Below are 25560 nucleotides of genomic sequence, written 5' to 3' on the forward strand. Positions count from 1 at the left end.
CCGACACGATCAGCGCCACCAGGATTGCGGCGATCAGATGCTCCATGAGCACGGTCAGCCAACGGAACAGCGCCGGTCCCTTGCGCGCCTCGATGTCGATCTCCAGTGCCTTGCGGTTGGGGTCGTCGAGATATTCGGAGGGATCGGGAGGAGGAGGGGATGAGATCATGCAGTGCTCCGGTGGTAGAGCAAGGGGCAAACCTGCCCCTTGCTCCGCCACAATCAGTCCAGAGGAGGAATCAGTCGTTGCCGGCAGCGTTGGCAATTTCCTGAATGCTGGCGATCAGGTCCTCACCGATGCGCGGACCCCACTCGTCGTAGACGGGCTGTACCGCTTCCTGGAAGGCGGCGATCTGGTCGTCGTCGAGACGGGTGATCTGCATGCCCCGCTCCTCGAGCTGGTCACGGGCCCAGTCGTCGTATTCGGCGGCCAGTTGGATCTCATACTCGGCCGACTTACGGGCCGCTTCCTGTACCAACTCCTGATAGGCCGGGTCGAGGCGGTCCCAGGTACGCTCCGACATCATCATGATGAAGGGGGTGTAGACGTGGCGTGTCTCGGAGCCGTAATCCTGCACTTCATGGAAGTTGGAAGTCAGGATGGTGCTCCAGGGGTTCTCCTGCCCGTCGACCACACCCTGCTCCATGGCCGAGAACAGCTCACCGAACGCCATCGGCGTGGGGTTGGCGCCGAGTGTCTGCCAGATCGACAGGTGCACCGGGTTCTCCATGGTGCGGACGGTCAGGCCGCTCACATCCAGCCCGGCCACGTCATCGGGCGACGCCACCGGACGTGCACTGTTGGAGAGCTGACGATAACCGTTCTCGGAAAAGGTCAGCGCCTTGATGCCGGTGCCGTCGAAGGCATCGAGCATCTCCTGGGCCACGTCGCTGTTCATTACCGCGATGGCGGCTTCCCGGGTCGGCAGCAGGAACGGCAGGTCGAACACCGCCAGCTCCTCGACATAGGTGGTGGCCGGCGATGAGGAGGGATAGCTCATGTCCAGGGTGCCGGTCTGCAGCATCTCCATCATCTGCACGTCGTCGCCGAGCTGGCTGTTGGGGAAAATATTGACGGTGATACGGCCGTCGGTACGCTCGGCAAGGATATCGGCAAAATAGCGGCTGGAGAGGTACTGCGGTGAGGTCTCGGCCAGGCCGATGCCCATGCGGATGGTATGGCTGCCGTGATCGTCGAGCACAGCGCCATCGATGGCGGGCGGATCGGACAGCTCCGGTGACTGGGCATGCGCCATGCCGAGAGTGAGCGTGGCCGCGCCGGCCAGTGTGAGCGTGGTGCGCCAGTAGCGTGTCATGGCGAATTCTCCAAGGATTGTCGTTATGAGTTGGGTCATCGAAGCGTATTCAACTGCTCGCCCCTGGCCGACATGAACCATCGGTCAGGGACAAATCGGATGCTGGTGGCAAACAACTTGTTACCGGTAACATCCAATACATTGAGGCTAGTCACAGCGATGGAAGCTGTCAACGCTTATAGCGGCAACACCACCTAGACTTTCGTTGCATGCAGGATGGCAGACAGCCGTCAGGGGGCGTCGACAAAGACACCCGATTCGTAGAGTGCCCGCCCCACCGCAGCCAGTATCTGTTCGGAGCGAGCCACGTTGAGTACCCCGCGGGCACAGGCCACAACGACGACCCGCTGGCGGGCGCTACCCTCGCCATGGGTGGCGATACCGGCATCGCAGGCACGCCGATGCTGGGTACCGGTCTTGTGCGCGAACCGTATGTCACGGCCCAGCCCCGCCTTGAGCCGCCTCTTTCCGCTGCTGGTACGTGACAGGATCGCCATGAGTTCCGCAGTGGCTTCGTCCCCCAGCGCCCTGCCCTCACCCAGCGCCCTGCCCTCACCCAGCGCGGCGAGCAGCTCGGCGAAGGTATCGAGTCGACCGGCGTTGAGGTCGGTCCCATAGTAGGCTCGGAAGGCGTCATCCAATGACGTCAACTGCAGCGCGTCACGCGCATCCCCCAGTCGCCTGGCGAGCCACTGGAGACGCTGATCGTCGCTCTCCAGCTTGCGCAGCTCGATGAAGTCGAGCCCGGTCAGCGCAAAGGCACCGGGATGGAGGTGGCGGTAGACATGACGGCGAACGTCCACCAGGGTCGTGATCGCCCCCAGCCCGGCGGGGCCTTCTACCAATGACCGGGCCCGGTGGTTAACGCTGTCTATACTGAGGTGATGTATCAGCATATCGCTGGCGGTATTGTCGCTGACCATCAGCATCGACTCGAGCAACTCACGCAGGGAGAGTGCGCTGCCGGGCGAGGACCAGTTGGTGGGGCCCGCACCGTCGACGTAATCGCTTCGGCGCAGCACCAGTCGATCATCGAGCGAGACGCGCCCCTCCTCGACCCGTGCCATCAGCTCGATGGCCACCGGCACCTTGATCAGCGACGCCAGATACCAGGTTTCCTGGTCACGCCAGCCGTAGCGCTCGTCCGGTCCTTCATTGCCCAGTTTCCAGACATGGACGCCAAGCTCCCCGTCGAAGCCCGCCTCGAGCAGAGCCAGGCGCGCCTCAAGGCGCTTGGCCCACGTCGGCTCAGTCGCGACACTGGCTTCGAGCCGCTCCGTCCAGCCGGTGCCGGGCGATGCCCACAGCGGCGCTGCCAGCAGCGAGACGATAAGCAGTGAGACGACAAGCAGCGGCAAGCGCGGCGGAAAAATCCATCGAGACATAGCGGATACCCGTTGCAAGGCAATGATCGAGCCCGTCAGGCGTACTTGCGGAACCAGCGGGTCAGGCCGATCCAACCCGCGGTGGCGAGTACCAGCGCCAGGCCAAGGCCCAACACCTGCGGGTAACTGAATACCTGCCAGTACCCCAGCAGGAAGCGAAAGATCAGGAAGATCACCACGATATGGAAGATGAAAGCCATCAGCGCATCGGAGCCGACCACCGTGATCGGTTTCAGCCAGGCTGCCGCCGCGCCTCCACCCAGCAGGCAGAGCGCGAGAATGACCAGCGCACCGCCCACGCTGAATAGCATGAAAGACGGTTCCGGAGGGTGTTTGCCGACATTCCAGGCGACCTCCATCAGTGCCTCATCGAGCGCGGGCAGCGACACCGCCACGAAACCCAGCAGCAGCAGCGTCCCGACCCCCCCCAGCCCCAGCACCAGCCGACGGCGCGCCACCGGCTGCCAGTAGCTGCGCAGCACCGTCTCGCCGATCAGCAATCCGACCATCACCAGCGGTAGCCGCGAGAGCTGGCCCCAGGTGTAGTGGTCAGCATCCTCGACCAGTATCGCCTTGAGCGGCTCGATGCCCCAGAAGCCGAAGTAACGCTCGAGCCACCCCGCCAGGAGGGCAACCAGCAGTGGGCTGGCCAGGCGCGACCAGAGGGGCATTCTACGCCACAGGGGCAGTACCCAGGGGATCCACAGCAGTGCGATGGCGTAGAAGCCGAGGATCTCGACCCAGATGGGAAAACGCTGATAAAGCAGGGTGTCGAGAATATCCTCGGGTGCGTAGAGCGGCATCATCTCCACGACGGTCAGCACCTTGTACCAGAACAGCACCAGCAGTCCACGAAGCATCAGCTTCAGGCGCCTTCGCGGCCACGCGGGGCTATCGCACTTCGGCAGGAAGGCCACGGCCAGGGCGATGCCGAAGACGATGATGAACAGCGACGAGGAGAACTTGGTCAGCAGGTGAATCGGCACCATGCCCCAGTCGGGCACCTGTCGAATGCCCAACAAGCCGCTGACGGCATGACTGAGGATCATCAGCGCGATGGCAAACCCGCGCGCCAGATCGATCGCCTCTATACGCCCCGGCGACGACGGCAGCACGGGGCACTGCATGAGGCCTTCCCTCAATGCCTTCCCTCGCATGTCACGAATTCCTTATCCGCGCTCACTCCGGCACGCTCAACGGCTCGACATGCTCCAGTGTCAGCCGACGCCCTTCCATGGCCGAATATTCGAAATGGCCGACGACACGCACGCGTTCGCCCAGATGCGGCGCAATTTCCTCATGAGGGAAGATTTCAACGCGGTTGAGATCCTGATCCTCGATCCAGTAATGCAGTGGCTCTTCAAAGTGGCGCACGACGCCCTCGGTGGCAACCGTGGCGCCATCATGGGACGCCGGGTTGGACGCCAGCACGGCCAGCGTTACTTCCGCCACGCTATCCTCGCCACTGCAGGCCGCCAGGAACAGCAGACAGGCGCCGACAGCAAGCCCGATGCGCCCCTCCGACTCGATTGGCTTTCCCAGACGATTCATCTCGTCCTCCCTCTCCCTCCGGCAATACCGACAGCCGAAACCGTGCCCTTGATGACAGCCTTTGTGCTCAGCGGGGCAACACGAGCATCAAGCCCGGCCAGACCAGATCCGGGTTGCGCAGCACATGGGCGTTGGCTTCATGAATCTCTTCCCAGCGATTGCTGTCGCCATAATAGCGTCCCGCGATGCCGGCCAGGGTCTCTCCACGCCGTACCTCGTATAGCGTATCACCGCGACCACGCGCGACCAGGGTCTGGTCTCGCGCCAGCTCTTCGATGAGCTCGTCGATGTTCTCCTCGAGCCCCGCATCGCTGCCGCCGGCACGAAGCAGTCCACTGCGCGCCGAGCGTAAGGCTTCGGCCGTCAGGCGAGCCGAATTGACGGCCGAATCGAGATCAAGATCGCCACCCTCCTCCTGCGGCAGGCGCGCTCGTAGTGCGGCCAGCTCGCGCTGGGCCTGGCGCAACTGGGCTTCGCGCTCTTCCAACTGAGCCGATAGATCATCGGCTTGCCCGTTCGTGGCCGGGTCGTCCGGGGCTTCGGCGTCACCGTTCTCTTCAGCGGCCATGTCGGTGCTCGTTTCAGTCGCCTCCTCGGCCTGCCGGGTCGCTTCGGCATCGGTCGCCTCTTCGTCCTGTTGGGCAGTGGCGACGCCGGAGAGAGTGAACACCAGCAGGACGGCCGCCAGCAAGCTGCCGACCGGCCCATATCGTCTCGGCTCAGTGGACGTGATGATAGGATCGTTCATGGCAGATACCTCCCTGCAGAATTTCTGTCTGCAAAAGTTCGAGCTGCAAAAGCTCTGTCTGCAACCTCTTGCTCTGACTCGTCAAACACCTTTCTGAAAAGGCATGAACCCGCCTGTAAGGGCCTGCAAGCGCAGCCCACGGAACCAGTATGGACAGCCAGAACTCAAGTTGCCCGCCGAGGCTTCAACATAAATCAGGTCAGGCTGTTTCAGCAGCACTGCATTTGTACAGGGTAACTCTGACCCTCTCGACAGAAACATTTCTTTACGCAAATATCTTGCTGTTACCTGCCTTATGCGCAAATATATTTGCAGGATGCCGACAACGGCATCTCTATGCCGCACAACAACGACAAGAGGAAAGACATCATGAAACAGCTGCTTACCTGGTCCGCCCTCGGCCTATCCCTGGCCGTAGCTTCTGCCGCCACTGCGGACAAATTGATCGTCGCCACCGATACCGCCTTCGTACCTTTCGAATTCATGCAGGACGGTGAATACGTTGGTTTCGACATCGACATGTGGGCCGCCGTCGCCAAGGACAATGACTGGGAATACGAGCTGCGTCCCATGGACTTCTCGGGAATCATCCCGGCCCTTCAAACCAATCAGGTCGATGTTGCCCTGGCCGGTATCACCATCCGCGAGGATCGCGCCGAAGTTATCGACTTCTCCAACGGCTACTACGACAGCGGTTTCACCCTGATGGTCCCTGTGGACAGTGAAATCGAAACCACCGACGACCTGGCCGGGAAGAGAATTGCCCTGCGCATGGGCACCTCCGCCGCCGACTATGCCCAGGAGCATTTCAGCGAGACCGAGCTGCGCCTGCTCCCCAATATCGACAACGCCTACCTTGAACTGCGTTCGGGTCGTGTCGATGCCGCCATGCATGACACACCTAACGTGCTCTATTACATCGCTACTGCCGGCGATGGAGAGGTCAAGGCCGTTGGCGAACAGATGATGGCCCACGAGTACGGCATCGGCTTTCCCAAGGGCAGCGAACTGGTCGAGGATGTGAACGCATCGCTTGCAGCCATGCGTGACGATGGCCGCTACGACGAGATCTTTGAAAAGTGGTTCGGTTCCCGTCCGAGTGAGTGAAGCCGTTCGCTGCACTTCCTCAACGACGCCCCTGACGAGATCCGAGGTATACGATGAATACAGATTGGTCCGTCATCGCCACCTTCATGCCGCAGTTGCTGAACGGTGCCAAGATGACCCTTTTCATCACCCTGGTCGGGCTGTCCGGCGGCATGGTGGTCGGCGCAATAGCCGGCCTCATGCGAACCTATGGCAACTGGCTGCTCAACTACACGGCGATGTTCTACATCGAAGTCATTCGCGGAACACCCATCGTGGTTCAGGTGATGTTCCTTTACTTCGCCCTACCGGTGCTGGCCAGTATTCGCATCGACCCTCTGACGGCGGCAATGATCGCCATCATCGTCAATGCCGGTGCCTATATTGCCGAGATCGTCCGTGGTTCGCTGCAATCGATCAGCCGAGGGCTTGCCGAGGCCGGCCTGGCGCTCGGCCTGCCGCGCTGGAAGGTACTGGTGCATATCGTCGGTCCGCTGGCGTTTCGTCGGCTGATCCCCCCGCTGGGCAATCAGTTCATCATCAGTCTCAAGGACACGTCGCTGTTCATCGTGATCGGTGTCAGTGAGCTGACCCGGACCGGCCAGGAGATCATGGCAGCCAATTTCCGCGCCGTGGAGATATGGAGCGCCATCGCGGTGATGTACCTGATCATGACGGGTTCCCTCACCCTGATGCTGCGCTATATCGAGAGAAGGATGAAGATCCTATGAGCATCATCGAATTCAAGAACGTCTCCAAGCATTTCGGTGCGCTCAAGGTACTCGACGAAGTCGACCTCAATATCGACCAGGGTGAAGTGGTCGTATTGATCGGACCCTCCGGGTCGGGAAAATCGACCCTGCTACGCTGCATCAACGGCCTGGAAATGATCACCGGTGGCGACCTTCTGGTAGACGACATCAGCGTACTGGCCGGCTATGCAAAGCTGCGCGAGATTCGCCAGGAAGCGGGCATGGTGTTCCAGCAGTTCAACCTCTTCCCTCAGTTGACGGCCCTGGACAACGTCGCCTTCGGGCCCAAGCATGTCCGCGGACAGTCCACGCAGGAGGCCAGGGCCCAGGCCTTGGCGCTGCTCGACAAGGTCGGGCTCAAGGATCGCGCCGACCATTTCCCCAACGAGCTCTCGGGGGGACAACAGCAGCGGGTCGCTATTGCCCGGGCACTCGCCGTCAAACCCAAGGTAATGCTGTTCGACGAGCCCACATCGGCGCTCGACCCTGAACTGAAGCAGGAGGTGCTGAATGTCATGCGCAACCTGGCCGAGGAAGGCATGACCATGGTGGTGGTGACCCATGAGATGTCGTTTGCCAAGCAGGTTGGCTCACGGCTGATCTTCATGGAAAACGGCAAGATCGCTGTGGATGGCCACCCCCACGAGATCCTGGCCGGTGACAGTAACCCACGGCTGAAGGATTTTCTGCGTCATGTCCATTGATTCCTCCTCCATGGCCGAGGATGCTGCCGGCCTGCCGCTGGTGTCGTCCAGCGGTGGGCCTTTCGAGACCGGCCTGACCCTGGGCCGGCACGGGCACCGTGCGGTACACGACAATCTGGTGAAAAGCGATATCTGGCAAGACGTCACCAGCGAGCGGCATCACCGCCGGGTGGCGCAGATGCTCGACCATAGCCTTCGCCACCATCCCGCCGTGGTGGAAGAGATCCATGGGCTGGCCCGAGGCCTGGAGTTGCCCTTCCAGGCAGTCTTCGCCTGGAACTGCCGAGGCGACCTGCTGGCCAACAGCCCCGACGGCTGCACCACCGTGATGCTGCCCGGCCCCGAACCCTGCATTGCCCACAACGAGGATGGCCTTCCCTTCTTCGATGGCGACAGCTTCCTGGCCAACGTGAAGCCCGATGAGGCACCCGCTTTTCTGGCCTTCTGCTATCCCGGCTCCATCCCGGGACATACCTTCGCGCTGACGGCGGCAGGTATCGTTCAGACGGTGAACAACCTGCGCCTGAAACGCGTCCCGCCAGGGGTGCCGCGCATGGTGCTGGGTCGCGCCATGCTCTCGCTGACCTCGCTGGACGCGATCCGGGAACTCCTGCAGCAAGCCCCGGCTAGTGGTGGCTTTCACTTCACCCTGGCTCAGCGCGGCGATCCGCGGCTGCATTCGATCGAGGTCGGTGCCGGCCAGGTGTCGCATCGCCACGTGGACAGGGCCATGATCCATGCCAACCACGCGCTCCATCACGATTGGCGCCACACGCGCCAGATCGTCACGGGCTCCTCCCACGACCGCCAGTCACGAGGGAGCGAACTGATCACCGCCGGCGAACGCGATCCCCTCACCATCCTCATGGATACGGGCGGCGAGGGCCTGCCGATCTATCGACGTGAACCGGACGACCCGGATCGCGAGAACACCCTTGCGACTGGTATCTTTCGCCTGCTTAATGATCGCATTCAATGGGAAGTTCACACCCCGGGGAGACGCAGACCACTTCATGGCACCGACAGATTACTCTTCGAACAATGAAGGTCAGGCGCCTCGTACCCTCGAGGAATTGCAGGCCCTGTCCATCGCAATCTCTCGCGGCGAAACCGACCTACACCTGGGCCCCCGTGCCCGTGAGGTGCTGTCGCAGCTGATAGAACTGCGGGGCGACCAGTCGCTGCTGTCGATCTCCTCCCTGGCCCGCCGCCTGAACGTCAATCCATCGACAATCTCGAGGCTGGCCCGGGCATTGGGATACGAACGTTTCGGCGAATTGCAGAGCCTGCTGCTGAGTTCCAGCCTGACCCCGACCCGTTCCTTTTATCGCCAACACGCCACTGCGGCGCTGGCAGCCGACAAGCAGGACCTGCAGGCACAGGCCAGGCAGCTATGCGGGGAGCATCAGCTCAACATCGAACGCTTCATGGAAGGGCTGACCAACGAGGATCTCGACGCATTCGCCACCACTGTGATGGGAGCCAGACGGGTACGCCTCCATGGCATGCGCCAGTTTCACGCTTTCTCCAGCTTTCTGGCCTATGGGCTCGGCATGATCCGCTCGGACGTGGGCCTGCTCAGCGATGACAGTTTGGGCGTGGCCGAGGGTCTCGCATCGATGACGGCGGGCGATGTGCTGATCGCCGCCAGCTGCAAGCCCTATACGCGCCATGTGATCGACGTATGTCGAGCGGCACACGACAACGGCATTCGCACCATCGTCGTGACCGACTACTCGAGCTCCCCCCTCGTTCGCCACTCGGAGATCGCCATCCTGGCGCCCCATGAGTCGAGCTTCATTTCCAACAGCATGGTCACGTTTCTCGGCGCAGCGGAATGCCTGGTCAATGCCTGCGCCACCGTGGGTGGGGACGGCGCAGCCGAAGCACTCTCCCGCCGCGACAAGCTCATCGACCAGCTCGACATCGAAATCGGCTGACCATGGCATCCCGGCGCCGAGAACGGCATCATGACCTCCCTGAGCCCATTCATTCACGACCGAGACCACCGGATATCCCATGAGAATCCTGATTCGCTATTTTTTCCGCGGCGTGCGCCTGGTGCTATCGCCGATCCTGCTGGCCTCCGAGAAACTGAGCACGCCGACCGCGGTGGAACGCTCTCCCGAAGCGCGGGCCAACGTCGACGACGCCTGTACCCAACTGGCGCTCTACCAGTTCCAGAGCTGCCCGTTCTGCATCAAGGTACGCAAGGAGATCGCACGGCTGGGCTTGAAGATCGAGCTGCGCGATGCTCGCAATGATCTGGCACATCGCCAGGCACTGGAAACCGGGGGCGGCCGCATCAAGGTGCCTTGCCTGCGGATCGCCTCCGAAGACGGACACGACGAGTGGCTCTACGAGTCCGATGCCATCAACGCCTGGCTGCATCATCGTTTTGGCGACGCACAGCATCAGGCGGCCTGACCGACCTCCACGCTGGCCAATAGCCGATTGGCCAGCGCCCATGCCACTTGCTCCGGCAGATACGGCAGGCTAAGGCGGCCATTGGCCAGATCGAGCTGCAGCGTGACCACCCCGCGCCGCCGTTGCAGCCAGCTCTGCTGGATGCCGACCGAGACCAGGTTCTGCAGCGGGAAGATACTGGTACGCTGGCCCCAGAGCCCCTGCCGGATGCGCATGTGCTCACCCTCCTTCGCCCAGCCCATGGCCATCCAGCGCAACTGCGCCACCCCGACCGAGATCACCAGCAGTGTGGCGGCTGCCGCTCCCCAGGCCGCAGCATGGAGCCCACTGGGACCGACCATGCCAAGCACAGCCAGCAGCAATAGTGACGATCCCAACAGCAGGCGCAGCAGCACCACGCGGCGATAGATGACGTCGACCCGGGCCAGCGGCTGAACCATGCTCAAGCCTGGCCACAGGACGGCGGTCAGCTCCCTGCCCTGCTCCGTCGACAGGCCGGGCACCACGAACCGACGCGACTCTGCCGCTCCGCCACCACCCACAGCGCCGAACTGATGACAGACCAGATAGCCTCGACCCAGCAGACGCCCAAGCCCGGTCTGCACCCACTCCACCACCTGAAGTCGGGACAGGGAGAGGGCCTGCTCCTGGCGAGCGAACAGACCGCTGACTTGAACCTGCCGATCGCCGTCATCGCGCAGCACATAGCCGTGAAAGCGCCACCAGGCAGCCAGCACGGCAAGCAGCGCCAACACGGCCACTAACCCCAGCACACCCAGCCCAATCGCCAGCAGCGTCGACTCGGGCAGCCACGCCTGCAGGTCGAGCTGAGGCAGGCTGTCGTGGATCCAGCGCTCCAGCGGCCGGATCAGTGGCGACAGCATCGCCGCAATGACATAGATCGAACGGCTGGTCAGCCCATGGAGCACGAGCGCTCCCGGGGAGATGGCAAATCGCACGACGGCTTGCCCGGCCCCAGTCCGGCCGTTGACGCCGAAAGAGGGTGCGTTCTCCTCAGCGGCGATATCCGCGCCCCTCAGCCCCTGCCCCAGCGCTTCGGCAGTGTCGCGACGAATACCCGGCAGCTGAATGCTCGACGCCTCCCCGGCCAACGTTTCCACCTCCCAGAGCACAAGGCCGAAGGGGCGCATGTAGGCCGGCTGGTGCGCGGCGATATGCTGTACATGATGGGCCGCCACCTTGAACTCCCGATGCTCGAAAAGTCCTTTCTGGACGATCAGTACATCGTCATCGAGTCGAAAGCGGAAGCGCCGGTAGTAGAGCAGGCTCAGCAGTCCGGCCACCAGCAACAACAGCACGCCCCCCAGGGCAAGCTCGCGCAGCCCGAACCGCTCGACCATGGCCAGGCCTGCCCCGGCGCCTAGCAGCAGCGGCATGTGCTGGCGCACCAGCGTCGCCCCGGCGCTGATCAGCAGCAGCACCACGGCCCAGGGGGAAAGCCGCTGCCAACCGGACAGCGCCACCTGGTCGGAGTGGGCATCCTGCCTACGGCTCATGGCGTATCCGGCTTGGGTGATATCGCCGACGGCAACGCCTCCAGGCGAGTCAGCAGATGCCGCTTGACCGCTTCGGCACGCTCCGCCGACAGGCCCTCGAGCAGCAGATCGGCGCCCCTGCCCCCGGCCGTGAAGCAAGCCAGCCTGACCAGGCCGAAGGCGCGCTCCACGGGGTTGCTCAGGGTCTCGACATGCTGCAGACGCACCAGCGGCAGTACCTGGGTACGACGCACCAGCAGGCCGCGCCGGTAGATCAGATCGTGCTCTCGCAGGCCATAGCCGCGACCGCGGGCCTCTACCCACCCCATCGCGATGATGATCACCCCCAGGCCCGCCACTGCCGCGGCAAGCCACGGTTGCCATTCTGCAAGCAGCTCATGCTGCACGGGAAAGACCCAGGCCACCACCACGATGAAGGCCCAGTGGATCAGGCGAAGCACGGCCTGGCAGGGGGCCAGACGGCGGGACACCGGTGTCAGCGGTGCGTGCTCCACTTTCGGCAAGCCTTCGGGGTCCAGCGAGGGGTTATCAAACGTCACGGTGACTCCTGTTGCTTCAACGACCTGTTCGCCAGCGGCTATCGGTGGCTCTCCCGACAATATCAGATGCCGGCAAGCCGCAATTGGCAACCTGGAGACGTCAAAAGAGTGTAGCAAGCAGTGATTAGGAACTACGCTTTGACTGTGGAGAATCGATGCATTGAGGGAGGCATATCATTCGCTGATCGACGGCCCTGGCGGCCGAAGGAGACGGTATCATGTCCATCCCGATGACCATACGGGAGTACCTGAGAGCCTGTGACATCGACTACGAGGAGCTCAAGCATCCCCGTGAAGTGAGCACCAGTCGACTCGCCGAGCAGTCGCACATTACCGGCGATCAGCTCGCCAAGGCCGTCATGCTGCATTGCGATTCCGGTTACCGGGTTGCCGTGCTGCCGAGCACCTGCGATGCCGACCTGGAGAGCCTCGCACGGCTGTTCAATGAAAATGTCGAGCTCGCCTCGGAAGAGGAGATCAAGCGCCGCTTCAGCGACTGCGACCCCGGCGCCACGACGCCTGTCGGTCAGGCCTACGGGCTGCAAGTCTATGTCGATGACATGCTCCGCTATCAGTCGGATATCTATTTCGATGCCGGTGATCACGAGACGCTGCTACACATGAGCGGCACTGAATTCGAACGCCTGATGGGCGACAGTCCCCACGGCCAGTTCAGCCGCCACCACTGACGTAGCCTCCCATACCCGGCCTTTTCCAACCGCGCACATTCAACCATCCCGGGTCACGTTCACACGTATCGTGGCCCGTCTTCTTGCAGGGGTAGGCCGGGACTCAGCGCCGTGCCATCGCCTCCAGCGCTCTGGCCAGGCCCACGGTGACCCTGGCCATGGTGTCATAATCGAGCCGGTCGGGGGTATCGTCAGGGCCGTGGTAGTGCGGGTTACGGAAGTTGGCGGTATCGGTGATCATCATGGCCGGGTAGCCCATTTCCCAGAATGCCCAATGATCCGAGCGACGGATGTCGCCAATCAGCTCGGGAGCAGCCAGTCCTTCCGAGGGCACCTGGGCACTTTCCCGGAATGCAGCGATGGCCCTACGCACGAGTGGCCGGGAGGAAAGGTTGCCGATGAAGGCCACGAAGTCGCCCCGATGCGGATAAAAATGGCCGAGCAGCGGTGGGTGTTGCTGGCTGTCGGGGGCAGCGGTGTAATACCCCAGCATTTCCAGCGATATCATGCCGGCAATATGCATCTCCTGCTCCCTCGCCTGGCGGGCATAGCGCAGGCTGCCCATGGCGTCGGTTCCGAAGAAGGGCATTTCCTCGTTGACGAAGGCAACCAGGTGCAGGGAGTGGTCTAAGGTCACGTCCTGGAGGAGTCGAGCCAGCTCGAGCAGCACGGCCACGCCGGAGGCATTGTCATCGGCGCCCGGGCTACCCCGCACCGTGTCGTAGTGGGCACCAACGACCAGCACCTCTGCATCCTGTCGCTCAGCCGCGAGCCGTACCTCCACGTTATGGTACTCCCGGTTTCCGGTCGGCACGGCGTGACGAAGCGTCTCATGGCCTGCCTCCCGGAAGGCGTGCTCGATATAGTCGGCGGCTGCATGCAGCCCATCGGGGTGCCAGTAATTACGCTCGCCAATCTCGCCGGCCAGCTGCAGGACATGGCCGCGGAGCCGGTCGCGCAGCGCTTGCGCCTGAGTGTCCAGCGGAGGAGGGTCGCCCTGATAGGACGCCCCCGGCATGTGCAATACCATCCTGTAGCCTCCTCCCAGCGACAGCAGGAGCAGGACCAGGAGCAGCCCAAGCAGCGTGCTCAAGCGCAGGATAGGGATAGGGTTACGCTTCATGGCCGACCTCCTGTCCGCCTATCGCTATACCGCTCTAGCCAGCTCGAAGCCGATACACATCGATTCGAGGCAGGGACCTCCTCATGGTATACGCTATCGGCGTATCTCACTGGCTCCTGCAAGGAAAACGTACATGGCAGACTCGATGGCCTCGGCATCGCCGAGTATCCTCATCACCGGCTGTTCCAGCGGCATCGGTTACGCCGCGGCCACAACCCTGGCGCAGAGAGGGTGGCGGGTGTTCGCCACGGCACGACGGGAAGACGACGTTGCGCGACTGCAGCAAGAGGGCTTCGACGCGCTGCTGCTTGACCTGACCTGCAGTGACTCGATCGCGACAGCGGTCGACGAAACCCTGAGACGTACCGGCGGTCGCCTCGATGCGCTGTTCAATAATGGTGCCTACGGCCAGCCAGGGGCGGTGGAGGATCTTTCACGCTCGGTGCTGCGTGAGCAGTTGGAAACCAACTTGCTCGGCACCCATGAACTGACGACACGGATCATCCCGGTAATGCGGGAACAGGGCGGCGGACGCATCGTTCAGAACAGCTCGGTTCTTGGCTTTTCCGCCCTGCCCTACCGCGGCGCCTATATCTGCTCCAAGTTTGCCCTCGAAGGTTTGACCGACACCCTGCGCCAGGAACTCTACGGCACCGGTATCCACGTCAGCCTGCTGCAACCCGGCCCCATCGCCAGCCGCTTCCGCGAGAACGCCTACCGCGCCTTTCGCGACAACATCAATGCCGCGTCAAGCTATCACGCCGCCACCTACTGCGCCCTGGAGGCCCGCCTGGCCGGGGAAGGGCCATCGGCTCCCTTCACCCTCGAAGCCGACGCGGTGATTCACAAGCTGATCCATGCCCTGGAGAGCCGACGGCCCAAGGCCCGTTACCACATCACGGTACCGACCCACCTGTTCGCGGCCCTGAAGCGTATCCTGACCACACGCGGCATGGACCGGGTCCTACTGCGAGCGACGCGCGGGGAGCGGGAAACGTGAGCCCGTTGCAGGGCGAGAAAAACCGGGAGATCCAACATGTTCAAATCGGTATGGGTGCTGGGGTATTTCCGTGGCATCCGACTTGAAATTCATGTCAGTTGGCTGATCATCTTCGCACTGGTGATGGTCAGCATGACCACGGGGCTTCAGCAACAGTACCCGCATTGGACCACGGCCGATGCCGTCGTCACTGCGCTGGTCACGGTACTGATCTTCTTCGCCTCCATCCTGGCCCATGAACTGGGCCACAGCCTGGTGGCGATCCGACGCGGTGTGCCGGTCACCGCCATTACCCTGTTTATCTTCGGCGGCATGGCGCAGATGAGCCGTGATCCGGAACAGGCCAACGACGAGTTCTGGATTGCCGTAGCCGGACCAGCGGTCAGCTTTGCACTGGCGGCTCTGTTCGGCGTACTGGCTGGGGTGACCGGCGGCTGGTACGAACCAATTCCCGTGGCATTCAGCTGGCTTTCAATGATCAATCTGGTCGTTGCGATCTTCAATCTGATCCCCGGCTTCCCCCTGGATGGGGGACGGGTGCTGCGCGCCCTGGTCTGGAAGATCACAGGCAGCAACCAACGGGGCAATGAGACCGCCATCGCCAGCGGCCGCTTCCTGGCCTACGGGCTGTTTGGACTGGCGCTCTGGAACATGCTGGTCATGGGCAACCTGGTCGGTGGGCTCTGGATCCTGCTGATTGCCTGGTTCCTGCTTACCATGAACCACGCCCAGAGCCGCATGTACCAGCTGCGCGATCGCATGGCGGGTGTCCAGGCCCTTGATCTCGCCGACCCAGACGTCCCTATTGTTCCTGCAAGCCGCCCCATCGAGGAGTGGCTTCGCGAGCAGGTACTGCCCTCCGGTCGACGTGCATTCCTGGTGGGGGATGTTACGAAGGTACTGGGGTTGGTCTCTCTGAGCGACACGCGACGCATACCTCAGGAGAAATGGTCCTGGATCCCGGTGAGCGACATCATGACGCCGGCAGACAAGCTGCATCATGTCACCCCAGAGGCCAAGGCCGACGAAATCCTGCAGCTGATGAACGAGTACAACCTTAACCAGGTACCGGTCATGGCGGAGGGTCGCGCCTGCGGTTGGATTGACCGCCAGCGCCTGCTGCGGATGATCGAGCTTCATCTTGAAGTGAAGCATTGAGTCGGAGCGCCTAGCCACACTCACCGTGCCGGAATCAAGCGCTGGCGATGAACCGATCACCTGGCCTGGCAGCTCTCAGCAGCAGGTTGCGTGGTGTCAGCGCCCGGTCGCAGAAGATGCCGAGTTCGGCATCGAATCCCGACTCCATCAGCAGCATCATGCGGTCCAGGGCCAGCCAGACCTCCAGCGGGCGCCGGAACAGGTGGCGCACCAGCTCCAGGCGCTTTACCCGGGCCTGACGTTGCCAACCGGCCTCCTCGAAGCCGGCCCAGTCGACGCCCAATGGTAGCGACAGTCCCTTCTGCTGCGCCGCCCATTGGCAGAACCCGGTAAAGTCCTCGGGCATGCGACCGTAGGCGAGGCTGGGCAAGGGCAGGTAGGTATCGATGCCGCGCACCTGGCGCTGCAGATCATCGAAGCCGAGCCGCCAGGCGCTGGCCCGCTCCCGGCTTCGCCGAACCCCACCTGGCGCCGTTACCGTCTCCTGTACCGACATGGCCAGGTCTTCCCTGGAGAACGCCAGCCGGTGGGCCGCACACAGCTCTCTGGCACGTCGAGAAAGGGGCCGATAGACCTCGTCACGGGTACGGTGGTAGCAACAAGGCGCCAGGGTAACCGGGCTCCCCGTTTCGCTGGCATTTTCGAGCAGTCGCACATGTAGATCGCCACAAGCGTGCAGCGCGACAATATGGGTCTGCGCCGTCAGCGGCGCAGCCAGGGGCGAGGCAAGCACATCCAACTGACACATTTCCACCGCCACGCCCTGCCGCTGCGCCAGCCCGCGCCCCTCGTCACATAAGGTAGGCTGCCACTCCAGGGCGGTGACGTCGATGGCATGTCGCCGTGCCAGGGTACGAGCCAGGTGTCCCTTGCCGGCACACCACTCCACCAGCGACTCCCGTGGCCTCAGCCGCACCTGCTCGACGAAGGCTTCGATCTGGCGCCACTTGCGCCCACCAACATGCTGCCCCCACGCCTGCGGCAGCGAGACTGGAGGAGCGGTGAGTATCGGCAGGTCCACCAGTGCCCCGAGCTCTGCCACCGGCAGCCATTCGTCCAGCGGCGAGGCGTGAAAGGGGGAGTCCTGCAGTCGCACGGCGTCCTGCTCACTCAGCCCCAGCAGGGCCTCGCCAAGTGCTGGAAAGTCGTCGAGCCAGGGCAGATGGGAGTACTGAAACGGCAGCGGTCGCCAAAGCGGCTGCCAGCGGGAGAGCAGCTCGGTGAGACAGGCAAGACGACGATGAGCAGACAGCGCCTAATACTCGATTCGGGAGGCAGCGATATCGAACTCCACGGCGACATCGACACCCTCTTCCAGGTTCGGCTCCTCGCCAAGGGCCTCCTGCAAGGCCAGGGTGCCCTGCACGCGGCCAACCACCCGAGCGATGCCACCATCGACCGCAAAGGACTCCAGGGTCAGCCGCACGTCGGCCCCTTCAGAGGTGTACACGGGCGGCATGGCCGAGGTGCCGATCAGGTTGAGTATATCGTAATGAGCCACCTCGCCGTCCTTGAGGGCCACGCTGATGGAGAGCGAGTCTCGGCTCTTCCTGCCATCGGGGTCGACGAAGCCAACGATGTCGATATGGAAATCACCACCGCCCATATCGGTAAAGGTGGCGCTGGCGTCACCGTCCTCACGCAGGATGAACCACTCCCGCTCGGCGCCATCGAGCTCACCCTCCAGGCGCTCCGCAGCGGCCGGTGAAGACCAGAGTCCGGCAGCCAGGATGGTGCCCAGTAAAATCGCTCCCCAATGCCTCATGCCTTCCCCCTTGCCTGTGCCAGGCTACCCTCGCTCTGCGCCAGCTAACCCCTGGCGTGCATGCGATTGCGTGAGCCTCTCTTCAGGGTAACCGGTATAGCCCTCATCATGCTCGTTCTTGTCGAGCGGGGCTCAGGTCAGGAGGTACGGTTGCAGCCATTCGCGGAGCTGAGGCCCCTGCAACAAGCCAGGTTGCCGCGCCACTTCCTGGCCGCCCCGGAAAACGATCAGGGTGGGAATGCTGCGAATGCCGAAGCGCCCCGCCAACGCCTGCTGGGCTTCGGTATCCAGCTTGGCGAATCGCATCCGTGGTTCGAGTTCCTTCGCCGCATCGGCAAATATCGGTGCCATCGTCTTGCAGGGTCCGCACCAGCTGGCCCAGAAGTCCACGACCACCGGCATCTCGCTGCGCTCGACCACGGCACGAAAATTCTCCTGGGTTAGCTCAGCCGGCTCGCCGGTAAAAAGCCGATTTTTGCAGCTGCCGCATTTCGGGCCATTGCCCAGACGCGCCTGGCTGACGCGGTTGACAGCGCCACAGCTGGGGCAGCCAAGAATGAGTGAAGCGGACATGAAGGGGTCTCCTCTGCGTGGGATTGATGACAAGATGATGCCACAGCCCGCGTCCATCAAGCTTTGCTGAGCAAAGGTGCCGCCATCATCCGGTACGGAATGATAAGGTTGGCGTGTTTGCAGGCATGGCGACATCCATCAAGGGGGAAGACGAGAAATGAGCAGAGCCTATGTTGTGGGAAGCGTCACCATAAGGGATGCCGAAAAATGGGCACAGTACGTCGCCGAGGTGCCAGCCACCCTCACTCCCTGGGGCGGCGAACTCATGCTGCGTGGCAAACAGGCCGCCGTGCTGGCGGGCCAGCCGCAGCACAGCAACCTGGTAGTGCTCTCCTTCCCCGACCTGGAATCGATCCACGGCTGGTACGCCTCCCCCGCCTATCAGGTACTGATCCCACTGCGCGATGCCGCCGCAATGGTCGACCTGGCGGCCTACCAAGCCTAGCCGTCTTCTCCGCTTGCGGACATTTTCGGACAACACCTTATGATATCGTCCGCGTGCTATCGACCCGATCCCATTTTATCGCTGAGAGTTACCATGTCACAGAAGATCTACTGTACCGCCAGTTTCAAGCCCAAGCCCGGTCGGGAAGAGGCCGTGTTCAAGGCGCTTCAGGCGCTCGAGCCCAACGCTCATCGTGAGGATGCCTGCCTGCTCTATACCGTCACCCGCCAGATCGACAATCCCTTCGCCCAGGGGGAGAGCTATCCCATCGTCTTCCACGAGATCTGGGCCAACCGTGAAGCCTTCGAGGCGCACTGCCAGCGCCGCGAGATCCAGCAGTTCTTCCAGGCACAGGTCGAGTCTCCCGAAGGTGATATCGAAGCGGCCAATGTCTGCGTCTACACCGACGAACCGATCGATTTCGATGCCCCCCAGCTATAGTGATTGATCGCACACTGCCGCGAAGCGGGCGGGAGCCGCGGCTCCCGCCTGTAACCTGTGAGTTAACCACCCCAGCATACCGCCAGCCTTCAAGGAGGTCCCCATGGGGCGCCTGTTTTCCCTTATCGTGATTGTGAGCCTGGCCTATGGCGGGCTCTACTTCTACTACGGCGTGGCGATGAAGCAAGCCATCGAACGGCAGATCGATGACCGCGGCCTCACCGCACTCGAAGTGGAACGTATCCATTACGGCCCGCTGGCGCCGATCACCTCGGACGCCAGGATCTCGGCCACCGTGACCTACCGCGGCGCCGAGGCCACGCTGAACATCAGGGTCATCGGCCACCCGATCTTTTCGGACGAAATGCGGGTCGAACTCGATGGGCTTCAGGCACTGCGGCTAAGGATCGGAACCGGGGAGTGAAGACACCGGTGAAACCGAACCCACCGGCAGCGCCGCCTGGCTTGTCGGCATGATAGAATTGTTCCTCCTTTCATCGGCAAGACGCCAATTTTGGAGAGTGCAACATGGCCAGGGCAACCGCGCGTCATATTCTGGTAAGCAGCGAAGCGAAGTGTGAGGCCCTCAAGGCCGAGATCGAGGGCGGTCGCGATTTCGCCGAGGTGGCGAAAGAGAACTCCTCCTGCCCCTCCAGCGCCCAGGGCGGCGATCTGGGCAGCTTCGGGCCGGGCCAGATGGTTCGTGAGTTCGACGAGGTCGTCTTCTCCGGCGAGCTGAACAAGGTTCACGGCCCGGTGAAGACCCAGTTCGGCTATCATCTGCTGGAAATCACCAGCCGCAGCTAAGGGAACACTGCACAAATGCCTGCGCGAGCGAATCACGGCGTTGCGCGGTGCTCGAAGCCCTCACATATACCCCATATGCTCCGGCTCCTGCGCTCCGTGCGCCTTGTGCTTCATCTCGCTCGTCGATTTGTGCAGCGTTTCCCTGAAGAGTGGCGACAGCCAGGAGAAGCCGCACGTGCCCGTCACGGCGGCTTTTTTGGTTCCACAGCCTGTGCCGGGTGACATCTCGCGTTACGATGGTGCCCATTGGTTCGTTCTCCAAGGAAGCACTGAACAAAGGTGCGGTGCTTCCTTACGGAAACAGGGACGACGCATGACAATATCATTCAATCACCTGCCCACGACCATGCCTGACGATAGCACGCCAGAAGATCGCGCTGCCCCAGGACAAAGCGAGACCACCGGCTCCCCGATGATCCAGGTGGAGCAGCTCGACAAGGTCTTCGATGGCGGTTTCCAGGCGTTGAAGAACGTCAGCCTGGAGATCCAGCGCGGTGAGATCTTCGCCCTGCTCGGCCCCAATGGCGCGGGAAAGACCACCTTGATCAGTGTGATCTGCGGTCTGGTGCGGGCGAGCAGCGGTAGCGTCAAGGTCGATGGCCATGACAACGTGGCCGACTACCGCCAGGCACGGGCCATGATCGGCCTGGTGCCGCAGGAGCTCACCAACGAGGCCTTTACCACGGTATGGGATACGGTGAGCTTCAGTCGCGGGCTGTTCGGCAAGCCCAAGAACCCTGCACATATCGAGAACGTCCTGCGCGCCCTGACCCTGTGGGAGAAGCGCAACAACCGCTTGCTGGAGCTCTCCGGCGGCATGAAGCGCCGGGTACTGATCGCCAAGGCACTGGCCCATGAGCCCAAGGTGCTGTTTCTCGACGAGCCCACCGCCGGCGTCGACGTGGAGCTGCGCCGCGAGATGTGGGAGGTGGTACGCCAATTGCGCGACCAGGGGGTCACCATCATCCTGACCACCCACTACATCGAGGAAGCCGAGGAGATGGCCGACCGCATCGGAGTGATCCTGCGTGGCGAGCTGGTGCTGGTGGAAGAGAAGGCGGCGCTGATGCGCCAGCTGGGCCGCAAGGAACTGACCCTCCACCTGGACCATGCACTGGACCAGGTCCCCGCGGCACTGGCCGGCCACGACTTGGCGCTAACCGAGGAGGGCCATGCCCTGGTCTACACCTACGATGTGGCACGGCAGGAGGAAGGTACCGGTATCGCCGGCCTGCTTGCCGACCTGGAGGCTACCGGCATCCGGGTGAAGGATCTGCATACCCGGCAGAGTTCGCTGGAGGAAATTTTCGTCAGCCTGGTCAGGGAGAGAGCATGAACCTGCAGTCCGTCAAGACCATCTATCTGGCCGAGATGGCACGAAGCCTGCGCACCGTACTGCAGAGCATCGTCTCACCGGTGGTATCCACCTCGCTCTACTTCGTGGTCTTTGGCGCCGCTATCGGATCGCGCATCAGCGAAGTGGATGGTGTGAGTTACGGTGCCTTCATCGTGCCCGGGCTGATCATGCTGATGCTGCTGACTCAGAGTGTCTCCACCGCTTCGTTCGGTATTTTCTTTCCCCGCTTCTCGGGCTCGATCTACGAAATCCTCTCGGCCCCCATCTCCTACCTGGAGATCGTCCTGGGCTTCGTCGGTGCGGCGGCCACCAAGTCGCTGATATTGGGCCTGATCGTGCTCGGCACGGCACGCCTCTTCGTGCCCTTTACCATCCAATACCCACTGGTCATGCTGCTCTTCCTGGTGCTCACCGCCCTCACCTTCAGCCTGCTCGGCTTCATCATCGGCATCTGGGCCGACGGCTTCGAGAAGCTGCAGCTGGTGCCACTGCTGGTGGTCACGCCGCTGACTTTCCTCGGTGGCACCTTCTACTCCATCGACATGCTGCCTCCCTTCTGGCAAACGGTGACGCTGCTCAACCCGGTGGTCTACCTGGTCAGCGGCTTTCGCTGGAGTTTCTACGGCAGCGGCGATGTCAGCATCTGGGCCAGCGTGCTAATGATCGTGGCTTTCCTGGGAGTCTCGCTGGCGGTGGTGAACTGGATATTCAAGACCGGCTATCGTCTCAAGCCATGAGCCGGCACCTCTGTCGACTGCCGCGGCATCCGGCAACTGGAGACCTCAGCCGTTTCTTGCGGGCTGCTTGCAACTTTTTCCGGCCATCGTGTAATTTTGTGTAGCGAATGCGCACAGGAGACGCTGGTAAAGTGCAAGACTCGCGTCCATGCTTGATGTGTGCAACGAAGCGGCGCATCCAGGGAACCGGCTCCGCGGAAGACCGACAAGAACGATAAGCGGAAGGAGTCTGTCGCGGCGTCGAGGCGCTGTGAACAGCATCCTTTCAAGGAAAGAGTCGATGGCTGCTGGCAACAACGAGGCCAGGGAGGCGCCTCTTCTCGACTGGCGCAGCGAGTTTCAGGATGCGGCGCTGGAAGCGTTACACCGCCGCACCATGCTGGCGCAGGATGCCCAGCAGCTTTGCTATGCTCTGTTGGCAATTGCCGTCATTTTCCTCGCCTTTATCCTGGCTGACGTCACCCTGCTCGGCGTTGGCAGTGACTTTCTCGCACTGCTGGCCATCCGCACGTTCGTTGCTCTTTGCTGTATGGCATTGGCCATGGCGGTCAAGCTGCAGCCAGCACTGGCACATCGCCGGTTACCGGTGAACCTCGCTTACCTCGTCGGCATCAGCGGGCTTCTTCTCACCATACCGCTGCATCCGGGCCCCGTCGGCCTGCATATCGCCACCATGGTGGTCGCCAGTACGACGCTCTACCTGCTCGTACCCAACCGCCTGCCGTGGATCCTTGCCTGGAATGCCTATCTCCTCCTCGGCTTTACCGTCGCGCTCGGTTACTGGTCCGATCTCTCGCCTGGCATGCTCGCCAGCGGCCTGCTGCTGCTGGGCTTCGCCAACCTGCTGGGCTGGGTGACGCTAAACCGACTCAACCGACTTCAGCGCAGGCAGTTCGCCCTGCTGGTCGAGGAGCGTGAAAATAATCGCCAGTTACAATCCGAGATCGAGGAAAGGCGATTGCTGGAACAGCAGCTGCGTATCATGGCCAGCACCGACCACCTGACCGGAATCGCCAACCGCCGCCACTTCTTCGAGCTGGCCGAGCGAGAGTTGAATCGCTCCAGGCGTCAAGGGATACCGCTGGCCATCTGCATGGTCGACATCGACCTGTTCAAGGAACTCAACGATCATCATGGCCATGCGGTGGGCGACCTTGTCCTGGCCACGGTGGCTTCCTGCTGCGAGTCGGTGCTGCGTGAAACGGACATCATCGGCCGTTACGGCGGTGAGGAGTTCGTCATCGCCCTACCCCAGGCCGATACCACCACTGCCACCACCATTGCCGAACGGCTACGCAAGAAAGTGTCCCTACTCTCCCTGCCCATGCTGAGCGATACTGCCGTACTGTCCGTCACGGTGGGAATCAGTCGTGTGGAGGAGGATGAAACGACACTCACTCCGGCCCTGCTCCGCGCCGACGAGGCACTCTACGAAGGCAAGGCACAGGGGCGCAACCGTGTCGTGGTAGCTGGCTCCCCCTCATCCCGGGACGCCATCGAAGCCTGAGTGGCCGTGTCCAGTCAGTTGCCGGGTTGAACTCAGCCCCGTGGGGGGTATCATCGCTTTCCTGCCCTTCTGCCCGGACACTCCATGCCGATACTGCACAGCATCATCCACCGCATCGCCAAGGCATCCGGCGAGCAGCCCGCCACCCTGCATCCGGCGCCTGCCGAACCCGCGGTTTCGGACTCCCTGGAAGATCTTCTGGCCGGCTTCAACGACGCCTACCATGCCAAGCCCAAAGCCTGGGGTCACTTCAAGCTCGAGCAGGACGTCGAGGAAACGCAGGAGCTGCGGTTCCCCCGGGAGCTGGCAAGCTATCTGGATGGCCACAGCGACTTCATCGCCTTCACCCGTGGCGTGGCACAGCGCATCGCCGAACTGCTCGATGCACACCTGTCGATCTCCGGACACCTGCTGTTCGTCGACTATCAGCATGGCGACACCCGCTACCTGAGCCTGGCCCTGCTTCATCACCGCGAAGGTTACGCCATCGATACCGAACACAGCGTAGTACCCTCAGCACAGCTGAACCTGACCCAGATGAGCCTGGCGGCGCGCATCAATCTCAGCCAGTGGCGCAGCGACTCACCATCCCGGCAGTATCTCTCCTGGACCCGGGACCGCGGCGGCAAGAAATTGGCCGAGGGCTTCGCCGAACTGCTCGGTGCCACGGAGGGCGTGGACGCCACCGGCGAGACACGCACCCTGCTGAAGGCCTTCAGCGACTATGTGGAGCAGGAGGACTTTGCCGAAGAGCAGAGCCGGGAGAAGACCGACGTGCTGCTCGACTATGCCAACGAGCAGGCGCGCAGCGGCGAGCCCATGACCCTGGAAGCGCTCTCGGAACTGCTCGACGAGCAGCAGCCGAAGGCTTTCTTCGACCATATCCGCAACGCCGACTACGGGCTATCGCCCGAGATCCCCCCCGACAAGCGAACTCTCAGCCAGTTTCGCCGCTTCACCGGCCGTTCCAACGGCGTTTCGATCAGCTTCGATTCGCATCTGCTCGGCTCCAGCATCGAATACGATGAAACGCAGGACCGGCTGATCATCAAGAAAGTCCCCAACGGGTTACGGGAGCAGCTCAAGGAGCGGCAGGGATGAGTTGATTGGCCGCCTCCGCCGCCATCAACCACTCCCTGAAGACCTGCTGGCCACGCCGCTCGAGATCCGGCCCCAGCGACAGCGCCTGCTGACGGATATCTACCGGGTCGACGCCTGACCCCGCGAGCTCGGCGGCATGGCCGATCAGCCACTGCTCGATTCGTCCCGGATCCGCCTCGAGATGAAACTGCAGCCCCAGCACGCTATCGCCCACGGCAAAGGCCTGGTGGGCGCAGTCATGGCTGTAAGCCAGGCGCACCGCGCCGGGTGGGGTCTCGAACATGTCGCCATGCCAATGCAATACGGTATCCGGATTGCCGATATGGCGCAGCGAGCTCTCCTGTCCCTCCCGGGTCAGGCTGAGATCGGCGAACCCAATCTCCTTCTCGGGCATGGGGAAAACCCTGCCCCCCAGCGCGCGGGCGATCAACTGTGCCCCCAGGCAGATGCCGAGCAGCGGTCGCCCCGTATCGAGCCGATGGCGAATGGCATCGAGCTCGGCGCCGAGGAAGGGGTATAGCGCCTCGTCGTTGGCCCCTATCGGCCCTCCCAGCACTACCATCAGCTCAGGGCTATCGACATCCAGTGCCTCCAGAGCATCGGGGCCCAGCAGGCCCGGATCCAGATAACGAATCCGGTAGCCGAACTCTTCGAGAACCGGTTCAAAGATACCCAGATCCTCGAAAGCGACATGGCGAAAGGCGACGACACTCTTCATGCGAAAGAAGCTCCTTTTCTTGCAGACGTTACGGCACGCGACTGGGGCAAAAGCCAGCGTCGGCCTCTCCTTCTTGTACTGAGAATGGCACAAGGCGACAAGTCTCGTTTGCCG

29 protein-coding genes are annotated in these 25560 nt (G+C 62.5%); 17 read left to right on the top strand and 12 right to left on the bottom strand.

Features of this window, described 5'->3' with window-relative positions:
• Positions 1-239 precede the first annotated feature (239 nt).
• From DU505_RS17360 to DU505_RS17380, 5 genes are all read right to left on the bottom strand, one after another.
• Positions 240-1316 carry a TRAP transporter substrate-binding protein gene (locus tag DU505_RS17360; RefSeq protein WP_114480249.1) on the bottom strand — a complete coding sequence of 359 codons (1077 nt, stop codon included), beginning with the start codon at positions 1314-1316 and terminating at the stop codon, positions 240-242.
• A gap of 230 nt (positions 1317-1546) precedes the next feature.
• Positions 1547-2701 (bottom strand): serine hydrolase, encoded by a 1155-nt coding sequence (locus tag DU505_RS17365; RefSeq protein WP_114480250.1) that lies wholly within the window; start codon positions 2699-2701, stop codon positions 1547-1549.
• A gap of 35 nt (positions 2702-2736) precedes the next feature.
• Complete coding sequence (locus DU505_RS17370) at positions 2737-3828, bottom strand: acyltransferase family protein (protein WP_114480251.1); 1092 nt, start codon at positions 3826-3828, stop codon at positions 2737-2739.
• Between the two features lie 52 nt (positions 3829-3880).
• A complete protein-coding gene (locus DU505_RS17375) occupies positions 3881-4252 on the bottom strand; it encodes a hypothetical protein (protein ID WP_245948034.1) in 372 nt (123 codons plus the stop codon).
• A gap of 67 nt (positions 4253-4319) precedes the next feature.
• Positions 4320-5000 (bottom strand): LysM peptidoglycan-binding domain-containing protein, encoded by a 681-nt coding sequence (locus tag DU505_RS17380; protein ID WP_114480252.1) that lies wholly within the window; start codon positions 4998-5000, stop codon positions 4320-4322.
• 369 nt (positions 5001-5369) lie between these two features.
• On the opposite strand from DU505_RS17380, the gene glnH reads away from it, so the two are divergent.
• From glnH to DU505_RS17410, 6 genes are all read left to right on the top strand, one after another.
• Positions 5370-6107 (top strand): glutamine ABC transporter substrate-binding protein GlnH, encoded by a 738-nt coding sequence (gene glnH, locus DU505_RS17385; RefSeq protein WP_114480253.1) that lies wholly within the window; start codon positions 5370-5372, stop codon positions 6105-6107.
• Positions 6108-6160: 53 nt separating this feature from the next.
• A complete protein-coding gene (gene glnP / locus DU505_RS17390; RefSeq protein ID WP_114480254.1) occupies positions 6161-6817 on the top strand; it encodes a glutamine ABC transporter permease GlnP in 657 nt (218 codons plus the stop codon).
• On the top strand, positions 6814-7542 hold the full coding sequence (gene glnQ, locus DU505_RS17395) for a glutamine ABC transporter ATP-binding protein GlnQ (RefSeq protein WP_114480255.1): 729 nt from the start codon (positions 6814-6816) through the stop codon (positions 7540-7542). Before glnP ends, glnQ begins: the two co-directional genes overlap by 4 nt.
• Positions 7532-8587, top strand: coding sequence for a C45 family autoproteolytic acyltransferase/hydrolase (locus DU505_RS17400; RefSeq protein ID WP_245948036.1), 1056 nt, complete (start codon positions 7532-7534; stop codon positions 8585-8587). The genes glnQ and DU505_RS17400 overlap by 11 nt, the downstream gene beginning before the upstream one ends.
• Positions 8556-9482 carry a MurR/RpiR family transcriptional regulator gene (locus DU505_RS17405; RefSeq protein WP_245948038.1) on the top strand — a complete coding sequence of 309 codons (927 nt, stop codon included), beginning with the start codon at positions 8556-8558 and terminating at the stop codon, positions 9480-9482. Before DU505_RS17400 ends, DU505_RS17405 begins: the two co-directional genes overlap by 32 nt.
• A gap of 79 nt (positions 9483-9561) precedes the next feature.
• Positions 9562-9969, top strand: a complete 408-nt coding sequence (locus DU505_RS17410) for a glutaredoxin family protein (protein WP_114480256.1) — start codon at positions 9562-9564, stop codon at positions 9967-9969.
• On the opposite strand, the gene DU505_RS17415 is transcribed toward DU505_RS17410, so the two are convergent.
• Both DU505_RS17415 and DU505_RS17420 read right to left on the bottom strand, forming a co-directional pair.
• Positions 9957-11486, bottom strand: a complete 1530-nt coding sequence (locus tag DU505_RS17415; protein ID WP_114480257.1) for a PH domain-containing protein — start codon at positions 11484-11486, stop codon at positions 9957-9959. The two genes, DU505_RS17410 and DU505_RS17415, sit on opposite strands and share 13 nt — an antisense overlap.
• A complete protein-coding gene (locus DU505_RS17420) occupies positions 11483-12025 on the bottom strand; it encodes a PH domain-containing protein (protein ID WP_114480258.1) in 543 nt (180 codons plus the stop codon). The genes DU505_RS17415 and DU505_RS17420 overlap by 4 nt, the downstream gene beginning before the upstream one ends.
• Before the next feature lie 218 nt (positions 12026-12243).
• On the opposite strand from DU505_RS17420, the gene DU505_RS17425 reads away from it, so the two are divergent.
• The gene (locus DU505_RS17425; RefSeq protein ID WP_114480259.1) at positions 12244-12714 is read left to right on the top strand and encodes an aminoacyl-tRNA deacylase; all 471 of its coding nucleotides are present in this window, start codon (positions 12244-12246) and stop codon (positions 12712-12714) included.
• Positions 12715-12817: 103 nt separating this feature from the next.
• Here DU505_RS17425 and DU505_RS17430 read toward each other — a convergent pair whose 3' ends face one another.
• Positions 12818-13837: a M28 family peptidase gene (locus DU505_RS17430; RefSeq protein ID WP_114480260.1), complete on the bottom strand. Its 1020-nt coding sequence runs from the start codon at positions 13835-13837 to the stop codon at positions 12818-12820.
• Between the two features lie 133 nt (positions 13838-13970).
• Between DU505_RS17430 and DU505_RS17435 the strand changes: the two genes are divergently transcribed.
• Both DU505_RS17435 and DU505_RS17440 read left to right on the top strand, forming a co-directional pair.
• A complete protein-coding gene (locus DU505_RS17435) occupies positions 13971-14837 on the top strand; it encodes an SDR family oxidoreductase (RefSeq protein ID WP_114480261.1) in 867 nt (288 codons plus the stop codon).
• Between the two features lie 36 nt (positions 14838-14873).
• Positions 14874-15995, top strand: coding sequence for a site-2 protease family protein (locus DU505_RS17440; protein WP_114480262.1), 1122 nt, complete (start codon positions 14874-14876; stop codon positions 15993-15995).
• 34 nt (positions 15996-16029) lie between these two features.
• Here DU505_RS17440 and DU505_RS17445 read toward each other — a convergent pair whose 3' ends face one another.
• From DU505_RS17445 to trxC, 3 genes are all read right to left on the bottom strand, one after another.
• The gene (locus DU505_RS17445) at positions 16030-17091 is read right to left on the bottom strand and encodes a methyltransferase (protein ID WP_245948039.1); all 1062 of its coding nucleotides are present in this window, start codon (positions 17089-17091) and stop codon (positions 16030-16032) included.
• A gap of 159 nt (positions 17092-17250) precedes the next feature.
• A complete protein-coding gene (locus DU505_RS17450; protein WP_114480264.1) occupies positions 17251-17760 on the bottom strand; it encodes a hypothetical protein in 510 nt (169 codons plus the stop codon).
• A gap of 132 nt (positions 17761-17892) precedes the next feature.
• On the bottom strand, positions 17893-18333 hold the full coding sequence (gene trxC, locus DU505_RS17455; RefSeq protein WP_114480265.1) for a thioredoxin TrxC: 441 nt from the start codon (positions 18331-18333) through the stop codon (positions 17893-17895).
• 157 nt (positions 18334-18490) lie between these two features.
• Between trxC and DU505_RS17460 the strand changes: the two genes are divergently transcribed.
• From DU505_RS17460 to yejK, 8 genes are all read left to right on the top strand, one after another.
• Positions 18491-18778, top strand: a complete 288-nt coding sequence (locus DU505_RS17460) for a DUF1330 domain-containing protein (protein WP_114480266.1) — start codon at positions 18491-18493, stop codon at positions 18776-18778.
• A gap of 93 nt (positions 18779-18871) precedes the next feature.
• Complete coding sequence (locus DU505_RS17465) at positions 18872-19219, top strand: putative quinol monooxygenase (protein WP_114480267.1); 348 nt, start codon at positions 18872-18874, stop codon at positions 19217-19219.
• A gap of 103 nt (positions 19220-19322) precedes the next feature.
• A complete protein-coding gene (locus DU505_RS17470; RefSeq protein WP_114480268.1) occupies positions 19323-19643 on the top strand; it encodes a hypothetical protein in 321 nt (106 codons plus the stop codon).
• A 104-nt stretch (positions 19644-19747) separates the two neighbouring features.
• A complete protein-coding gene (locus DU505_RS17475; protein ID WP_114480269.1) occupies positions 19748-20026 on the top strand; it encodes a peptidylprolyl isomerase in 279 nt (92 codons plus the stop codon).
• 412 nt (positions 20027-20438) lie between these two features.
• Complete coding sequence (locus DU505_RS17480) at positions 20439-21362, top strand: ABC transporter ATP-binding protein (protein WP_245948050.1); 924 nt, start codon at positions 20439-20441, stop codon at positions 21360-21362.
• Positions 21359-22120, top strand: coding sequence for an ABC transporter permease (locus DU505_RS17485; RefSeq protein WP_114480270.1), 762 nt, complete (start codon positions 21359-21361; stop codon positions 22118-22120). The genes DU505_RS17480 and DU505_RS17485 overlap by 4 nt, the downstream gene beginning before the upstream one ends.
• Before the next feature lie 280 nt (positions 22121-22400).
• On the top strand, positions 22401-23627 hold the full coding sequence (locus DU505_RS17490) for a GGDEF domain-containing protein (protein ID WP_181872863.1): 1227 nt from the start codon (positions 22401-22403) through the stop codon (positions 23625-23627).
• 84 nt (positions 23628-23711) lie between these two features.
• Positions 23712-24728 carry a nucleoid-associated protein YejK gene (yejK, locus tag DU505_RS17495; RefSeq protein WP_114480272.1) on the top strand — a complete coding sequence of 339 codons (1017 nt, stop codon included), beginning with the start codon at positions 23712-23714 and terminating at the stop codon, positions 24726-24728.
• Here the strand turns inward: yejK and DU505_RS17500 are convergent.
• The gene (locus DU505_RS17500) at positions 24709-25446 is read right to left on the bottom strand and encodes a glutamine amidotransferase (RefSeq protein WP_114480273.1); all 738 of its coding nucleotides are present in this window, start codon (positions 25444-25446) and stop codon (positions 24709-24711) included. The genes yejK and DU505_RS17500 overlap by 20 nt on opposite strands.
• Positions 25447-25560: the final 114 nt, after the last annotated feature.

It is taken from the genome of Billgrantia montanilacus (assembly GCF_003336675.1).
GTDB lineage: Bacteria > Pseudomonadota > Gammaproteobacteria > Pseudomonadales > Halomonadaceae > Halomonas > Halomonas montanilacus.

What these genes read in the sequence shown, in the direction of transcription:
- DU505_RS17485 (WP_114480270.1), top strand. Translation starts at nt 21,359, where the DNA reads ATGAACCTGCAGTCCGTCAAGACCATCTATCTGGCCGAGATGGCACGA.
- DU505_RS17370 (WP_114480251.1), bottom strand. Translation starts at nt 3,828, where the DNA reads ATGCAGTGCCCCGTGCTGCCGTCGTCGCCGGGGCGTATAGAGGCGATC.
- DU505_RS17480 (WP_245948050.1), top strand. Translation starts at nt 20,439, where the DNA reads ATGATCCAGGTGGAGCAGCTCGACAAGGTCTTCGATGGCGGTTTCCAG.
- DU505_RS17430 (WP_114480260.1), bottom strand. Translation starts at nt 13,837, where the DNA reads ATGAAGCGTAACCCTATCCCTATCCTGCGCTTGAGCACGCTGCTTGGG.
- DU505_RS17470 (WP_114480268.1), top strand. Translation starts at nt 19,323, where the DNA reads ATGGGGCGCCTGTTTTCCCTTATCGTGATTGTGAGCCTGGCCTATGGC.
- glnQ (WP_114480255.1), top strand. Translation starts at nt 6,814, where the DNA reads ATGAGCATCATCGAATTCAAGAACGTCTCCAAGCATTTCGGTGCGCTC.
- DU505_RS17435 (WP_114480261.1), top strand. Translation starts at nt 13,971, where the DNA reads ATGGCAGACTCGATGGCCTCGGCATCGCCGAGTATCCTCATCACCGGC.
- DU505_RS17375 (WP_245948034.1), bottom strand. Translation starts at nt 4,252, where the DNA reads ATGAATCGTCTGGGAAAGCCAATCGAGTCGGAGGGGCGCATCGGGCTT.
- DU505_RS17475 (WP_114480269.1), top strand. Translation starts at nt 19,748, where the DNA reads ATGGCCAGGGCAACCGCGCGTCATATTCTGGTAAGCAGCGAAGCGAAG.
- DU505_RS17405 (WP_245948038.1), top strand. Translation starts at nt 8,556, where the DNA reads ATGGCACCGACAGATTACTCTTCGAACAATGAAGGTCAGGCGCCTCGT.
- DU505_RS17360 (WP_114480249.1), bottom strand. Translation starts at nt 1,316, where the DNA reads ATGACACGCTACTGGCGCACCACGCTCACACTGGCCGGCGCGGCCACG.
- DU505_RS17410 (WP_114480256.1), top strand. Translation starts at nt 9,562, where the DNA reads ATGAGAATCCTGATTCGCTATTTTTTCCGCGGCGTGCGCCTGGTGCTA.
- glnH (WP_114480253.1), top strand. Translation starts at nt 5,370, where the DNA reads ATGAAACAGCTGCTTACCTGGTCCGCCCTCGGCCTATCCCTGGCCGTA.
- yejK (WP_114480272.1), top strand. Translation starts at nt 23,712, where the DNA reads ATGCCGATACTGCACAGCATCATCCACCGCATCGCCAAGGCATCCGGC.
- glnP (WP_114480254.1), top strand. Translation starts at nt 6,161, where the DNA reads ATGAATACAGATTGGTCCGTCATCGCCACCTTCATGCCGCAGTTGCTG.
- trxC (WP_114480265.1), bottom strand. Translation starts at nt 18,333, where the DNA reads ATGTCCGCTTCACTCATTCTTGGCTGCCCCAGCTGTGGCGCTGTCAAC.
- DU505_RS17500 (WP_114480273.1), bottom strand. Translation starts at nt 25,446, where the DNA reads ATGAAGAGTGTCGTCGCCTTTCGCCATGTCGCTTTCGAGGATCTGGGT.
- DU505_RS17450 (WP_114480264.1), bottom strand. Translation starts at nt 17,760, where the DNA reads ATGAGGCATTGGGGAGCGATTTTACTGGGCACCATCCTGGCTGCCGGA.
- DU505_RS17365 (WP_114480250.1), bottom strand. Translation starts at nt 2,701, where the DNA reads ATGTCTCGATGGATTTTTCCGCCGCGCTTGCCGCTGCTTGTCGTCTCA.
- DU505_RS17460 (WP_114480266.1), top strand. Translation starts at nt 18,491, where the DNA reads ATGAGCAGAGCCTATGTTGTGGGAAGCGTCACCATAAGGGATGCCGAA.
- DU505_RS17465 (WP_114480267.1), top strand. Translation starts at nt 18,872, where the DNA reads ATGTCACAGAAGATCTACTGTACCGCCAGTTTCAAGCCCAAGCCCGGT.
- DU505_RS17425 (WP_114480259.1), top strand. Translation starts at nt 12,244, where the DNA reads ATGTCCATCCCGATGACCATACGGGAGTACCTGAGAGCCTGTGACATC.
- DU505_RS17380 (WP_114480252.1), bottom strand. Translation starts at nt 5,000, where the DNA reads ATGAACGATCCTATCATCACGTCCACTGAGCCGAGACGATATGGGCCG.
- DU505_RS17400 (WP_245948036.1), top strand. Translation starts at nt 7,532, where the DNA reads ATGTCCATTGATTCCTCCTCCATGGCCGAGGATGCTGCCGGCCTGCCG.
- DU505_RS17415 (WP_114480257.1), bottom strand. Translation starts at nt 11,486, where the DNA reads ATGAGCCGTAGGCAGGATGCCCACTCCGACCAGGTGGCGCTGTCCGGT.
- DU505_RS17490 (WP_181872863.1), top strand. Translation starts at nt 22,401, where the DNA reads ATGGCTGCTGGCAACAACGAGGCCAGGGAGGCGCCTCTTCTCGACTGG.
- DU505_RS17440 (WP_114480262.1), top strand. Translation starts at nt 14,874, where the DNA reads ATGTTCAAATCGGTATGGGTGCTGGGGTATTTCCGTGGCATCCGACTT.